The organism is Pseudomonas chlororaphis, assembly GCA_001023535.1.
In the GTDB taxonomy this organism is placed as follows: domain Bacteria; phylum Pseudomonadota; class Gammaproteobacteria; order Pseudomonadales; family Pseudomonadaceae; genus Aquipseudomonas; species Aquipseudomonas chlororaphis_E.
This window is the reverse complement of record CP011020.1, coordinates 393648-407526: the sequence shown is the minus strand read 5'-3', so window position 1 is coordinate 407526 and position 13879 is coordinate 393648. Positions and strand designations below refer to the sequence as shown.

At 62.7% G+C, this 13879-nt stretch carries 8 protein-coding genes and 1 pseudogene; 3 read left to right on the top strand and 6 right to left on the bottom strand.

Features of this window, described 5'->3' with window-relative positions; genetic code table 11:
• Positions 1 to 34 precede the first annotated feature (34 nt).
• From VM99_01660 to VM99_01650, 3 genes and pseudogenes are all read right to left on the bottom strand, one after another.
• Positions 35 to 1846, bottom strand: coding sequence for a hypothetical protein (locus VM99_01660; protein AKK01667.1), 1812 nt, complete (start codon positions 1844 to 1846; stop codon positions 35 to 37).
• A 216-nt stretch (positions 1847 to 2062) separates the two neighbouring features.
• A pseudogene (locus VM99_01655) lies at positions 2063 to 4915 on the bottom strand (hypothetical protein).
• A 304-nt stretch (positions 4916 to 5219) separates the two neighbouring features.
• A complete protein-coding gene (locus VM99_01650) occupies positions 5220 to 6119 on the bottom strand; it encodes a homocysteine methyltransferase (GenBank protein AKJ96814.1) in 900 nt (299 codons plus the stop codon).
• A gap of 112 nt (positions 6120 to 6231) precedes the next feature.
• Here VM99_01650 and VM99_01645 point away from each other — a divergent pair, with 112 nt between their 5' ends.
• From VM99_01645 to VM99_01635, 3 genes are all read left to right on the top strand, one after another.
• Positions 6232 to 7053 carry an amino acid ABC transporter substrate-binding protein gene (locus VM99_01645; protein ID AKJ96813.1) on the top strand — a complete coding sequence of 274 codons (822 nt, stop codon included), beginning with the start codon at positions 6232 to 6234 and terminating at the stop codon, positions 7051 to 7053.
• Positions 7050 to 7886 carry an amino acid ABC transporter permease gene (locus VM99_01640; GenBank protein AKJ96812.1) on the top strand — a complete coding sequence of 279 codons (837 nt, stop codon included), beginning with the start codon at positions 7050 to 7052 and terminating at the stop codon, positions 7884 to 7886. The genes VM99_01645 and VM99_01640 overlap by 4 nt, the downstream gene beginning before the upstream one ends.
• Positions 7887 to 8094: 208 nt before the next feature.
• Entirely contained in the window at positions 8095 to 10224 is a 2130-nt protein-coding gene (locus VM99_01635) for an autotransporter (protein AKJ96811.1), read from the top strand.
• 153 nt (positions 10225 to 10377) lie between these two features.
• Here VM99_01635 and VM99_01630 read toward each other — a convergent pair whose 3' ends face one another.
• The 3 genes from VM99_01630 to VM99_01620 all read right to left on the bottom strand — a co-directional run bounded on the left by VM99_01630 (position 10378) and on the right by VM99_01620 (position 13855).
• The gene (locus VM99_01630; GenBank protein AKJ96810.1) at positions 10378 to 11583 is read right to left on the bottom strand and encodes a transposase; all 1206 of its coding nucleotides are present in this window, start codon (positions 11581 to 11583) and stop codon (positions 10378 to 10380) included.
• Positions 11584 to 11795: 212 nt separating this feature from the next.
• On the bottom strand, positions 11796 to 13148 hold the full coding sequence (locus tag VM99_01625; GenBank protein ID AKJ96809.1) for a histidine kinase: 1353 nt from the start codon (positions 13146 to 13148) through the stop codon (positions 11796 to 11798).
• Positions 13145 to 13855 carry a chemotaxis protein CheY gene (locus VM99_01620; GenBank protein ID AKK01666.1) on the bottom strand — a complete coding sequence of 237 codons (711 nt, stop codon included), beginning with the start codon at positions 13853 to 13855 and terminating at the stop codon, positions 13145 to 13147. The genes VM99_01625 and VM99_01620 overlap by 4 nt, the downstream gene beginning before the upstream one ends.
• Positions 13856 to 13879 lie beyond the last annotated feature (24 nt).

Sequence of the window (13879 nt, the reverse complement as noted above, 5' to 3'; positions counted from 1 at the left end):
GCCTCGGTTCGCGGTGGCGATCGATCAAGGACGATCAGGACTCAGGCGGCTTCCTCGTGGCCAGGAACGGCTTGAGCACCTCGGGTGTCACGCCGCTTCGGGCATACGGCCAGGCCCATTGCGGGATGGCCCCATGGGCACTCACATAGCTGGCGAAATCCAGCCGGCTGTGCCCCGCAAGGCTCGCTGAAAAATCGAAGTTGTAGAGGAAGTACTGGGCCTGCCGTTCGGTCATGGCGTAGGCCCCCAGGATCAATCGGTGCGCCCGGCCCTCATCATTGACCAGACTGTCGATCAAGGCACCGGTGAGCGCCGACTCGCTGTCGAGCGAACCTGGCCGTCCCAGCGCGAAACGGATGTTGTCGTCACTGAACTGCGGCCCGATCAAGTCATGCCAGATAGCCCTGGCGCCATCACGGGTAATCCCGCGCATCGAGCGAATGGAGACCCACAGGTTCGGCCGGTTGAACAGGATCGCCACCCGGCTGTTGGACAGCGGCTGCCCTGGCATCGCGAACAACCTGGCGACCGCCGACAGGTCACTGTCCTTGAAGTACCGCACCTCTTGGAGAAAGCCGAAAAAGTCCAGCAAGGCCTGCCGATGCGTGAACAGGCTGTGCAGGTTCCAATCATCGAACGGCCGCATCCAGTTGATATCGATGGCACCGTACCTCGTCAGCTCGTCATAGTGACCACTGGCGTAATCGCCGATCAGATGAAGGCGCGTGTTGGAAATGCTCGGGGTGCGTATCCATTGTGAAAGCAGGCTCACGGGGAACAGACCGCCCAGGTTGGAGGCGATCACCGGGGACTTGAGAAGAATATTTGCCCGCGCCTGCAACACAGGAAATCGCTCGAGCGCCACGGTGAGCAGGTCGACCAGGTCGTCGGCGCGGTCGTAGTAAATGTGTTGCTCCAGCAGGTCCGCGTCGTCATCCATGAGGTTGCCGGTTTCTTGCTCGTAGCGCCGCTTGGCCTTCTTCAAGTCTTCGCTATCCACCAGGTAGGCACCGTTGAGCGCCTCGTCGAGTTGCATCTCGTTGAGGTGGCCATGCAGCGCCTCGTCGTAGCGCACATAGGCCAGGCTGTTACGAGGGTGATGATCGGTCAGTTCCCGAGCCTTGATCCCGTATTCGAGCATGATGTGCACCACGTCCTGGGAGAACATCAGGTACTCATTGTTGAGCAGTTCGACAATCGCCGCGCGCTCGATGGGCGGCAGTAGTGTGTCCTCGAAGAAGGTCCGCAGGGCCTGATCGGTTTGCGTGTAGTACGGAACGCTGCTCAGTATCGGGCGACCCGGCGCCCGCGGAGACAGGTAACTGCCGATGTGTCGCAGCACCTCCGGTGGCAGGTCGGCGTTCCAGGCGTTGTTCAATGTTCGACGCGCCACGTCGTCGGCATACAGCTTGAGAAAATTCACCAGCGGTTGAAACAGGTTATGCGGGTTACCCGTGCCGTAGACAATCTGGCTCACATCGAAGACCGCGGCCTTGCCCATCAGATGTTCCAGCGAACGGGCATTGTCAGCGAGCGCTTGCTGCAGGCCGGTGGGCGGCGCTACCAGGTACTGGCCCATTTCCGGGTGGCGTTCGATGTAGGCGGCGGTTTCATTGCGCAGGCGCTGCATCGAGAAGGTTTGTGGCGACTGGCCCTCGTTCAACCCCCGGGCAACGGCATTGAAGAAGCAGTTGCCGTCCGGATCGAAGGTGACGTCGGTGTCGCCCGCCAATCGCAGCGAGTAGTGGTTTTCACCGGTGCGGATCAGCACGACGTCCGTGTCGGACCGCAGCGGATGCGTGCCGGTCGGATAGCCGCTTTCAACCTGGCCTGGGGTAAAGCGGATCGACCAGTCCCGTTGCCCTGGTCGTTGATCGATGATCAACAGGCTGCGATTTTGTGGCCAGCTTGGAAGGCGGGTGATGAGTGACGGGACCAGGTCCATGATCTCCACGTCCCACGCGTTGGGCGTGCGGATCAGGTCGGCCACGGCGCGAAGCGTTGACGAGGATGGGTTGGGGTTCGACGGGCCCGGTTGGGGCGTGCCTGCCGGCGACCGTTTGCCTCCACCCAGGCCAAAGCCGACGGCGTGCCACTCGCCATTGGGCGCGCGGGCCACTGTGCTTCTCATCACGCCACTGGCGCGGATGTTCGATCCTGAAACCGGGTCGACGATGGCCGCCTCGATGGCCCCGAGCGGCGTATGGTCGTGCACCCGGAACACCACGCCATCGGGCTGCTGCACATACACCCGGCGCGCGACGCTCCCCGTGGCGCTGTCGGTGATCGCGGGGCGATAGAAGCCCCGGGCATCGGCGGACACCCCGCGCAGCACCGTGGTGTCCGCCACCGCATAGCGACGATAAAGCGCTGTTTCGAGGGGCAGGCCAAACGGCGCGCCAGCCTGGTTCTGACGGGCCGTAACTGCCAGGAACGAGGAGCCCCCTCGCACATTGAAGCTCACGCCACCGAGGCCGGTTGTCTTACGGGTGTTGGCCACCGCATGGACAAACGCCAGCGTCGTAGTGTTGGTGGGCACGGCACCGGTCTTGAGCACCAGCAAGCCGGTCCTGACGGCACGGGTCAGCATCTGAAAACCGGGGATCAACAGCAGGCCGGCCAGGTCCATGACGATTTCAACCGCCATCATCACCAGCCGCGCAGTGGTTTGCAGGCCGATGTCCCGTTTGCTGTTGGAGCGGTGGTCCGCATAGGCGCTTTGGAAATTGACGTGGGCGCGGTGAAAGTCTTCAAGCCAGTCACCGCTGATCAGCCAGCCACGGATCAGGGGGCGACCACGAAACTGCCCCAGGGCGCGCTTTATTTCCTCTTTATTGAGGGTGGAAATGCGCGAGCGGAAGTACGTGCGCCATGCTTCTTGTTGCAGCAGCCCGGTAATGCCATCGCTCAGGTCGGCAAACTCATGCAGGTCATTGCCCTCGGGGCTGTCTGGCAAATACACGCCCACGGTGCCCTTGATGTCAGGCCCGGCCTGGTCTGAAAAGATCAGCGCACCGTCGATGCTCAGGGCATTGCGCGGCGCGTTGCCCTGCCCATCAACGCTGCCACCCAGCAGCAGCCCATGGACATGAACCCTGCGTCCACCCACCCAGGCCCGCTCGGCAACCGTGGGTGATTGCAGGACCGCCTCCAGCCAACTGGCCAGCAACTTTCGCGGATGGGCGGGCTTGGCGACCGAGTCGATCACCTTGGCCTTGAACACGGCGTCGCCCTGAAGCGATGCCTCATAGCCCTTGAACGCCAGGCTGGCCCGGTACGCCGCCTGCCAGGCCGCCTTGTAGCGTGGTTCATTCATGCGCTGGCGCAACAGGATTTCATAGTTGCCACCGGCGTCGATGCTCGTCGCCATGCTGGCCAGCTCGGGCCCGGTCACGGTGATCGAGAAGCCGCTGTCCGGGTGTCGGATGCGCTGGCCATGGCGGTCGATCAGGTAGACCGCCAGCACTTCGCGCATGGCGTTCGGGTATTGCGGCGCTCGCAGATTGTCGAGCATCAACTGAGTCAGACTGCTGGTGCGCGACTGCCTCGGGTTGGCCTTGTCGCCATAAGACAGCCTGACCTGCGTCCGGTCCGGGTCCACGTCGATGCGCGGGTGGAGGGTTTGCCGCAGGTACTGCTTGATCTTCTGTCGCGTGAATTGCACCAACGTCGGCACATCGCTGCCCAAGGCGTAGACGGCGTCGAACACCTGGGTTTCGAGACGACGATAGTGGGCCTGCTCGGCCGGTGTCGCGCGCTTGTAGAAAGCGGGACGCTGCCTCTCTATCAAGGCTTCCTGGCGGGCCGCCAGTGGCCCGGCCAACGACAACGATGGCAGGCCAAGGGCATCTTCGGTGAGCCGTGCAAAGTCACTCACCGCCACCGTGGCGTTCGCCGGCGCGTCCAAAACCTTTTCCAGCGCTGCGCCTTGCATCTGCAACAGGTCTGCGGCCGCCACCTCGAAAACGTGCCCGGACAGTTCGGTGGAAATGTCCTGGATCCTGCGTTCCTGGCCGTCAAGAAAGGGACGTACGCGGCTGACCAGGTCCTGGAATGCCTCGAAGCGCTGAAGCCCTCGCTCCAGGGAATACAGGAACAGCGATGGTCGGTCGGTAAACCTGATCACCATCGCCGCCGGCCACTTCTGCGGCTGCGCCGCGCCGTGGTCGAGCATGACCGCGTAGACATGAGGCACGGGGGCTCGCGACAAGCGGCTTCTGTCGGCCTGGGACGGGTGGGTGATGATGAGGTCCAGCAAACGGTCGTCATCGCTTTGCTGGATTCGCGCACTGTGGCTGGGCTGGGCGACAGGATCCCGATCGGCCTTGTACAGGTCGAACAGGTGCAGGAAACGTCGGCACAACAATTGCGCCAGGGCGGCTTGCGTGGTGGACGAGGCCGTCACGCCCAGGGACGCTTCCCAGTTCTGGCGCTGGCGAAAGCGCGCCAGTTCGTCACGGAACTCACGTTTCACCTGCTCGTTCGTGGGCGGATGGGCGATATGGAACACCGTCTCCAGGGCCCGCAGCGTAGGCCCGTCCAGTGCGCCGGCAAAGAGGCTGTCAGCGTCCTTGAGGGAATCGGGGCGGCTGAAAAAACCGACGCCACCGTTGGCGAAGGCAGGTGCCGTGTCGGTCAGCAGGCTGTTGCGCAGTACCTGGGTGAAACGCTCTGATGACGTGAGGGTGCGCTCACCGCTCGGGCTCGTGGTGAAGCGGTTCACATAGCAGTGATCCGGCTCCAGGTTCGCCAGCAACGAGGGGCGAAAGGTCTGTGGGGCAATCCTGGCCTTGAGCAAGCTGACCAGCAGGTTTGCGATGACCGTGTCGAAGGTGGGAACGGCGGCGAACAAACGGGCCAGCTGTATTTGGTGGGTGTCCAGCAGGTCCAACTGCCTGAGTTGCTCCCTTGCCTGGGCGTCGGTCGCGTCCGACCGGGGGCCAGGCGACGCACTGCCCGGCTCATCGTTGGGAAAAATCGACATCTGAAGGATCCGGTTCTGATTGAAGAGTCCGGACCCTATCGCGCTGTTCGAGCCGCCATGGCGTACATATGTATGGGGGGCGGCTGAACCGGGAGGCAAGCGTAAGCTGATATGACCTTCAAGGCCCACTGTGGGTGCGGGCTTGCTCGCGAAGCGGCCGGCGCGGCCTGACAAAGACTGCGCGTTATCGTTCTTCGCGAGCAAGCTCGCTCCCACAGAGGATGGGGGGCAAAGCTCAGGCCAGCTTTTGCGCCAACACCGCAATGTGCTCCGGGCCGATCCCGCAGCAGCCGCCCAGATGACTGGCCCCACGTTTCTGCCAGTCTGCCGCCCATTGCAGGTAGCCCGGCGGATCGAGGTCGTCGCGCAGCGGGTCCAGACCGTCATTGGCGGTGGCTTCTTTCGGTTGCGGCGGGAAGGCGTTGGCATAGGCACCCATGTTGATCGCCACCCCGAGGCGCTCGAAGGTCTCACGGGCGGCATCGATCGCCGCCCCGATCACTTCCGGCTGGCTGCAGTTGAACAGCAGTGCCTGGACACCCAGTTCGGCCGCGACCGCCGCGGCCTCCGCCACCGGCTCACCGGAACGCAGGCGCGGCACTTCGTCGGTGTCTTCATCTTTCAAGGTAAACGACAGCCAGAACGGCTTGCCGTCCTTCGGCAGCCCGGCGTGGATCGCCCGCGCCTCGACCGTGGAACTCTGGGTCTCGGCCAGCCACAGGTCGACATGGGGCGCCAGGCCGGTGACCAGGGGCGTCAGCAGCTCGCTGGCACGGGAGGCGTCGAACAGGTCGGGCCGATAGGAACCGAACAACGGTGGCAGCGAGCCGGCCACCCGCACCGCTTTGCCGGATGCCAGCACGGCCCGTTGCGCCAACGCCCCCGCCAACGCGGCCAACGCCTGGCCTTCGGCGGCGAAACGCGCCTCGCCGATGTGAAACGGCACCACCGCGTAGCTGTTGCTGGTGATCACGTTGGCGCCGCTGGCGATGTAGGCCGCGTGCACGGCCTCCACGGCCTCGGGTGCTTCGCTCAAGGCCAGCGCCGACCACTCCGGCTGGCGGAACGGTGCGCCCCGGCGTTGCAGTTCGCGGCCCATGCCGCCATCGAGAATGACTGTCGTTGCTGCGCCCATATGCGATTCACTCATAAGCTTATGAAAAATACTCACTACCGGAGTTGTTCTTATAACTATTTAATACGCAGCCATCGGCTGACCACAACTTATTTTTTACCCGGGACTGCACATGAAACTTCAACCTTTGTTGGCCCTGGGCCTGACCTTACTGGCCGCTTCATCGCAGGCGTTCGCCGGCGCCACCCTGGACCGCATCGAACAGAAAAAAGAGCTGGTCGGCGTGTTGATGGAAAGCTATCCACCCTTCTCGTTCCTGAACGAACAGAACCAGCTCGACGGTTTCGACGTGGACGTCGCCAAGGCCGTGGCCGAGAAACTGGGCGTGAAGCTGCGCCTGGAAACACCGTCCTGGGACGTGATCGCGGCCGGACACTGGAGCGGCCGGTATGACATCTGCATCTGCTCCATGACCCCGAGCAAGGCGCGCGCCGAGGTGTTCGACTTCCCGGTGCAGTACTACGCCTCGCCGGCGGTGATCGTGGTCAACGCCAAGGACGACAGCATCCATGGCGCCAAGGACCTGAGCGGCAAGAAAGTCGGCCTCACCAGCGCCTCCAGCTACGAAAGCTACCTGAACAAGAACCTGGTGATCGAAGGCGCCGAAGACACCCAGTTGAGCTACCCCTTCGACAATGTCCAGATCGCCCCGTACGACACCGACAACGTCGCGTTCCAGGACCTGGGCCTGGGTGCCGGCGTGCGCTTGGACGCGGTGCTGACCAACCTGGTGACCGCACAGCCACGCCTGACGCAGGACAAGCGCTTCAAACTGGCCGGCGAAGCGCTGTACGCCGAACCGAACTCGGTGGCCATCGAAAAAGGCGATGCCCAGTGGGACGCCAAGGTGCGTGAAGTCTTCACCCAGTTGAAACAGGACGGCACCTTGAGCAAACTCTCGCAGAAATGGATCGGCGCCGACATCACTCAATGACCTCTTTCCCGTCCCCTTCTCGGCCACCGCAACCGGTGGCCGAGTCGCGTCTGCAGAAAATCTTCGGTTTCCGCACCCGGCTATACCTGACCTGGGCCACGATGCTGGTGCTGTTCGCAAGCTTCTTCCTGAGCTTCGACCTGAAGTTTTCCATCATCCTCGACAAACTGCCGAACCTGCTGGGGCTGCACCTGGCCCCCAACGGTTTCCTGCAAGGGGCGGTGCTGACGCTGTTTCTGTGCCTGTGTTCGATCGTCGCCTCGTCGTTGCTCGGCTTCATCACCGCCCTGGCGCGCCTGTCCAGCAGTGCGGTGGCGTTCGGCATCGCCAGTTTCTATGCGTCGTTCTTTCGTGGTACGCCGCTGCTGATCCAGATCCTGCTGATTTACCTGGGCCTGCCACAACTGGGCGTGGTGCCCGGCGCCGTCACCGCCGGGATCATCGCCCTGTCGCTGAACTACGGCGCCTACCTGAGTGAAATCTTCCGCGCCGGCATCGTGGGCGTTCCCCACGGCCAGCGTGAAGCGTCCCTGGCGCTGGGCTTGAGTGAAACCGTGATGTTCTGGCGCGTCACCCTGCCCCAGGCCATGCGCACCATCATCCCGCCCACCACCAACCAGTTCATCTCCATGCTCAAGGACTCCTCCCTGATCTCGGTGATGGGCGTCTGGGAAGTGATGTTCCTGGCGCAGTCCTACGGGCGCTCCAGTTATCGCTACATCGAAATGCTCACCACGGCAGCGATCATCTACTGGCTGATGTCCGTCGCGCTGGAACTGATCCAGGCGCGGATGGAACGGCATTATGGGAAGGCGTATCTCAAGCGCGGTTGACGTTGCGCGGCGGGTCAAACCGATGGATCCGAGGATGCTGTAGGGCAAAGCTGCGGATCCTGGAGGCCAATGCGCAAATGCGTAAATGGCTTTATGAGTGGCCTACAGATTTCATCCGGTGTGTCTTGCTCCTGACTCGGAGTTGGCTGGCATCACGCTTCGGGCTGCGTTTTTACAGTGTGGACTCTGTTCATGAGGGTCCACACCGATGCCTATCCAACCTTTGTACGCTCCCCACTGCCTTGCGCTGGCGATTGCCCTGGCGCTCGGCCACGCCGACGTTTCAATGGCTCAATCAACCGCCGAAGGCGTTGCGTCGCCAGCCTCCGAAACCGCCGCCCAGATGCAGGCTCGCCTCAAGGCCTTCGCCAATGCGCCGCTCACACACCGCGACAAGATCACCCAAGAGGTCACCCTGGAAAAAGGCGACGACAACGATTGGGTCATCGTGAGCGACGGCGGCAAACTCATCGGCCCGAGCGAGGGTGGAGGCGGCATCAACGTCTTGCAACTGGATACCGGCGCGGGAGGCCTGCTGGACGAAGTCCGAAACTTCCAGGACTTGCATGTCAGACAGGGAGAATGGACGAACACCGTGAGGTTCGACGGCAAAAGCCTGGTCGAACCGAAAGCCAGCCTGATCAACACCGGGCATATGGGCGGCGAGGTACAGGTGCTGGGCAAGTTTGATAACTCAGGCACTGTGGAGGGGCCTGTGTTCGTGAAGGCCAAAGGCAGGTTCAGCGGCGCCGGAACGGTCGAATCGCTGAACGTAGCGGGTGAGCTGGTGGTCAACCCGCAGAACGGCGCCCCAACGGTTATCAGGAACCTGGCGCTGTCGAAGAGCGCAACCCTGGTCTATGGCGTCAACCCCGAGGGTGGCAGCGCCACGATCAAGGTCGGTGGTGTCGCGACACTGGGCAACGCGACCCTGAAGGTCGTCACCGCACCGGGCGAATACGTGGGCAGCCGCCAGCATGTGGTGATCGATGCGAAGCAGGTCGTGGGGAAATTCGCAAAGGTAGACAGCGACCTGGCATTCATGACGGTGACACCTGACTACTCTGCCGAAACCCAAGTCAGCCTGACCTATGCTCGTAACGACGTACCGGTCATACAGGCCGCGACGACTGAAAACGGGCAATCGTTTGTGGAGGCTATTGAAGACCTGCAGCAGGTCAAGCCGACAGCACCCGAGCCTGTCGCAGTGCCCAGCGTTGCCCAGGCGGCGGTCCAGCCGGAAACGGCCGCAACGGCAGCCCCACTCATCGAACCCTTGCAAACAACCGCTCAAGCGTCCGTCGCCCCAGCACAGACAGACACCCCGGAGTCAAAACCCAACACCGCCATCAACGCCCTGCTCGGTACCAACCTGACGATCGCTGCCGGCGCCATCGATCAGTTGGCGGGCTATGACGCGGCAGACTTGGGCAGCGCCACCCTGAGCAGCATCGCCCCCATCAGCACCGGGATGCTCGCGGCCATGGGCCAGAACACTCTGCAAGGCACCGATGGCAACGGCCAGGTCTGGATCCAGGCCATTGGCAACAGCGGCCGCATCGGCAAGCACCTGGATGACTACGCCCTGAAGCATTCGACTACAGGCGTGCTGTTGGGGACCGATTGGGCAATCAGCCCGACTTGGCGGCTGGGAATCGCCGGTGGCAAGAGCGAGACGCGGCTGGACGGTCATCGATTCGATGGCCGGCTCGACAGCTGGCACGTGGGCGCCTACGCCCTGCGTCAGGACGGACCGCTGGCGCTGCGCCTGGGCGCGGTGTATGGCAGCCACGACGGCGGCACCAAGCGCCACGTTGCCTTCAACGGTTTCAGCGATCGCCTCAAGGGGCGGTACGATGCCACGACACAGCAGGTCTTTGGGCAAGTCGGCTACAACCTGGATATCGGCCATTTCGATGTCGAGCCCTATGTCCAAGTGGGTTACCAGCGCTACCAACGCGATGACTTCAGAGAGAAAGGCGGTGACGCCGCGCTGCATTACGAGCGCCAGGCCCAAGACCATTACAACAGTGACCTGGGCCTGCACCTGACCCGCCCCTTCGTGCTTGACCAGGGCGCGCGGCTGACACCCCGCCTGAGCGTCGGCTGGAAGCACACCTATGGCGACCTGAGCGGCCACTCCCGTCAACGCCTGGTCAGTGGCGGCAAGACCTACACCGTCGACGGCATCGAGTTGGACCGCGATAGCCTGCTCCTGGAAGCTGGGCTGGACCTGACGGTTTCGCCACGCCACACAGTGGGGCTCAGTTACAAAGGTGAAACCGGCCAGGACAACCGCAACGGTGCAGTAATGGGGCAATGGCGAATGATGTTCTGACTAGCTTAGTGACAGCGCCGCAATCTTTGTGGGAGCGGGCTTGCTCGCGAAAGCGTCGGTACATCCGACATTTGTGGTGGCTGTCACACCGCCTTCGCGAGCAAGCTCGCTCCCACAGGGGGCCGCGAAAAATCCAGGCAAAAAAAAGGTTCATCACGGATTGCCGGGAAAGACGCTCTTGATCTTCATGAAAAAGAATTCGCTATCCCGGTAACCGTACGCCATCCGCTTGATGACCTTTATTCGATTGTTTATTCCTTCCAACTGACCGGTGTGCATCGGCCAGCGAACCCGGCTCACGATGCCCCGCCAGTAACCCTTTAGCCGTTTGGCGAACTGGATCAGAGCCGGTATTTCGCTTTCATGCGCATGACGCAGCCATTGCTTCCAGGCCGCTCGCCAACCCCAGGCAGTACTCGGCGTCCAGAGTGTTTTGAGTTCAGCCTTCATCAAATAGACCGTCATCAACGCTTGGTTGGCCGCCAGCAGATCCTCCAGGCGGACCTGTTGCTCCGGTGTTTTCAAGTTCTGCGGATTGCGCAGCAACAGCCATCGCGCCTGCTTGATGACCTTGCGGGCAGGCTTGTCGTGACGCAACCGGTTAGCCTCGTCGACGCGGACCCGATCAATCACCTCTCGGCCATATTTGGCCACCACATGGAAAAGGTCGTAGACCACTCGCGCGTTGGGACAGTGCTGGCGAACCTCCAGGTCAAAAGCGGTGTTCATGTCCATCGCCACCGCTTCGATGCGAGCACAACCCTCGGGTCCCAGTTCTTCGAAGAAAGGCCTGACCGCCGCTCGGCTGCGGCCTTCACCGATCCACAGCACGCGTCGTGTGTCCGCATCCAGGACCACGCTGGCGTAACGATGACCTTTGAACAGGGCGAACTCGTCCATCACCAGGCGTCGCGGTTGCGCCTTTGGCAAAACGCTCAACGCCGCTTGCAAGGCTCGACGCTCCAGCAACCGAACGGTGTCCCAATGCAGCCCGAACAGTTGAGCCACGTGCAGTGTGGGGAGGCGTTCGCAGGCCTGAATGACCGCCTCGGCCAAACGGCGCGTCATGCGGGCATAGCGGTCCAGCCAACTGACGGCCTCCATGCGTTTACCGCAGTCACGACAGCCCACCCGCCTGAGCAACACGCTCAGGCGTACCGCACGACCGAGAATCGGCAGGTCACGAACGGTACGCTCGCAATACTCATGAGTGGTTGAACAGGGTTTCTGGCACCCGCCGCAGGATGGGAATCGGGTGGGATGGGGAATCAGATCGATTTGTAGATCGTCGCCATCAGGCTTGATCGTGACGACAGAAAAGCCCTCCCAAAAAGGAAGGAAAGTATTAATATCGCGCATAAGAACGCCGGTTTGTTAGATGTGTTTGCTCGCACGAACATCATCAATCAAATCGGCGTTCTTGTTTCTGTGTTTCCCGGGATTCCGTGAAGAACCAAAAAAAAGCGCCTTCCCGGACAGGGTCGGGGCAGCGGGGCCGGACATCCTATCGAGGAAGGCGCCGATTGTTTAGCGCATTATTCGCCGTGGGGTTTTTTCCAGCCGTTGCCGGGCTAACCATTCAAGGGCAGCAGGACCTTGGCCTCCAGGCCGCCACCGTGACGATTGTTCAGGCTCAGCGTCCCGCCATGCTCCAGCACGGTGGCCCGGGCTGCTGACAGGCCCAGGCCGACACCGCCGGTGTTTTTGTTGCGTGAGCCTTCGAGGCGGAAGAACGGAGCGAATACCCGCTCCTGGTATTCGAGGGCAATGCCTGGGCCGCGGTCGAGGATGCGAATCTCGACGTGATCGGTCCAGGCCTTGAGTTGCACCGCCGGTTCGCTGCCGTACTTGATCGCGTTGTCGATCAGGTTCACCAAGGCGCGCTTGATCCCGATGGGCCGGCCGACATAGACGAACCGCTGGGCGCCCTCGAAGGCCACCTCGATGCCGGCGTCCTTGAAATCATCGACGACGGTGTGCAGCAGTTCGGCCAGGTCGAAGGCGGTGGCATGCTCCAGCCGGGCGTCGTCGCGGAAGAACTCCAGGGCCGAGTTGACCATCGCCTGCATCTCGTCCACGTCCCTGAACAGCCGGGATTGCTGCTCGGCATCGTCGATGAACTCCCCGCGCAGGCGCATGCGGGTCAACGGTGCCCGCAGGTCATGGGAGATGGCGGCGAGCATTTGCGTGCGGTCTTCGATGAAGTGCCTGAGCTGGGCCTGCATGGCATTGAAGGCGAGGATCGCCTGGCGGATTTCGTAAGGGCCGATCACGGGAATGGGCGGGGCCCGGTGATCCACGCCAAAGCGCCTGGCCCCTTCGGCGAAGCGTTCCAGAGGCGCGGCCAGGTGCCGGGTGGCGACCAACGCCACGATGAAGGTCGACAGGAGGATCAACGCCAGGATGATCAGGTTGCGCTCCCAGTCTTCCAGCCCCCAGTTGCGCGCGGGCATGGAGAACATCACCCACGAATGATCACTCAACTCGATCAGTGCGGCGTAGCGCCCGCCGGGTTCGCCAGCGGGCCAGTCGCTCGGCTCGTAGCCTTCTATCCGCGCATCCGGCCTGCCCAGTTGCTGGCGCAGCCGCGCCGCGCCGTCGTTGTACTGCGGGTCGTCGTCGATCACCGGCACTCGTGCGTCGTCGTGGTGTTGCAGCCATTGCGTGTTGAATGCCTGGTCGCTGGCGGCCCTGGCGATGGCGGGGCGCTGTTCGGGCGTTGCCGAGTCGATGATGCGGCTGATGGCGGAGATCTTTTCGAACAGGCCGGTTTCCATCAGGGGCGGGCGCGCCCAGGCATCGGCCAATTGGCTGAACAGCGCGTTCAGGGCCAGCAACGTCAGCATGGCACCGAGGGTCGTCAGGGCGATCCAGCGCGCCAGGGTGTCCCGTGGGCGCTTGGCGCCCGAGCGCGGCGGTTTCATCGTTTTACCACCTGGGGCGTGAACAGGTAGCCGCCGTTGCGCACGGTGCGGATCATCGACGCGCCGGTGCTGTCGGTTTCCAACTTGCGGCGTAGCCGGCTGACTTGCACGTCGATGCTGCGGTCGAACGCGTCATAGGTCTCGCCACGGGCCATGTCCAGCAACTGCTGGCGGCTGAGCACCCGGCGCGGGTGCTCGACAAAGACTAGCAACAGTTCGAACTCGCCGGTGGAGAGCGGGATCATGACGTTGTCCGGTGAACGCAATTCGCGGCGGGTGACGTCCAGTTGCCAGTTATCGAACGCCAGCACCCAGCGGGACGTGTCGTTGGCGGGGCTCCTGGTTTCGCCGGTGCGCCTGAGGACGGCGCGGACCCGGGCCAGGAGTTCGCGGGCATCGAACGGTTTGGTCAGGTAGTCGTCCGCTCCCAGCTCCAGGCCCACGACGCGATCACTCAATTCGCCCATGGCGGTGAGCATGACGATGCCCACGGTGTGCTCGGCCCGCAGTCGCTGGCACAGCACCAGGCCACTGTCGCCCGGTAGCATGACGTCGAGGATGATCAGGTCCGGCAACCGGCGTTCCACCGCTTGCCAGAGGGCGCGACCGTCGGCGGCCACGTCCACGCTGTAGCCATGTTGTTCGAGGAATTTGCGCAAGAGGGCGAGGACTTCGAGGTCGTCGTCCACCAGTAGTAAATGGCTCACGGCGGGCACGCTGGGCAAGGAATA